Origin of the sequence: Stenotrophomonas maltophilia group sp. RNC7, from assembly GCF_030910085.1 — a bacterium.
Lineage (GTDB): Bacteria > Pseudomonadota > Gammaproteobacteria > Xanthomonadales > Xanthomonadaceae > Stenotrophomonas > Stenotrophomonas sepilia.
The window spans coordinates 1-934 of sequence record NZ_JAVFVN010000470.1; the positions used below are offsets into that span (position 1 = coordinate 1).

1 protein-coding gene is annotated in these 934 nt (G+C 33.4%); it reads right to left on the minus strand.

Annotated features, from left to right (window positions below; all coding sequences use genetic code 11):
* Positions 1–85: 85 nt before the first annotated feature.
* Positions 86–934: hypothetical protein (locus tag RCF13_RS07965; protein WP_308141054.1), on the minus strand; the 849-nt coding region annotated here is incomplete at its 5' end.

Sequence of the window (934 nt, forward strand, 5' to 3'; positions counted from 1 at the left end):
CAGTACTTTCCACATTTTTCTTTTTTCGTTTAAAAAGACCCACTCGTTATTTCAACTCCTCCACTCATTCGAATTGTTTATTTAATTAATTCGAAGCAGCTTCATTTGCCGCCGCAACTAGTTCTTTCGTTAATTGCACTCTTGAATCAGTCTGATCTGCTGTTACATATAACGCCATTTGCTCCTTCTCTTTTACATTTTTAAATTTTGCCTTTAACGCTTTTCTACGATTAAATGTGTGGTACAGAACCTCAATAATTCCGTCCTTAGCTAGAGGAGCAACTTTAATATTGGCTGGTTGTAATTGAGTTGATGCATTTTGCATTCTTCTCATTAATTCATTAAAGGCTTTCTCCGCTGCCGCTTCCTCAAAGTCTTGACCATCATCAAGTTTTACACTGCTAGTTTTTAATTCATATGAAAATAACAAATATCTTTTAGTTTCATATCTTGGTGAACTAGATTGCCAATGTTCTAAATACTTTAATACTGATGATCCATACTTGAGAGCATTACGTGGCATATCTCTTTGTTCTGACATATTTTTTTTCATTTCTTCTAAAGGCTCTGATAAATCAATAAATTTATTTTGAATGTAAATACTTGTTGGATAATCTAGTGTTGCTAACCAAGACTCAAAGGCAGAATCTATAGCTTCTTGTTCTGCTTGGCTACGCAAAAAGTAGTTACATGGATATACCTCCGCCATCATTACATATCGGTAATTTTTACAGCGGATCATTTGATAGTTAATATCTATTAAATCTTCTGCTAGTTCTTCAAATAAATCCGGCTCTTGTTCCTCGTATTGTTGTTGTTTATTTTTATTTTTTTGGGATTTTTTAGCTAATTTATCTTCAAGCCCTTTCTTTGCAGCCATTGTTGTTTCGTTATTTCTCCAAAATTGAAATTGTGCGGGTATAATAGGTTGTTT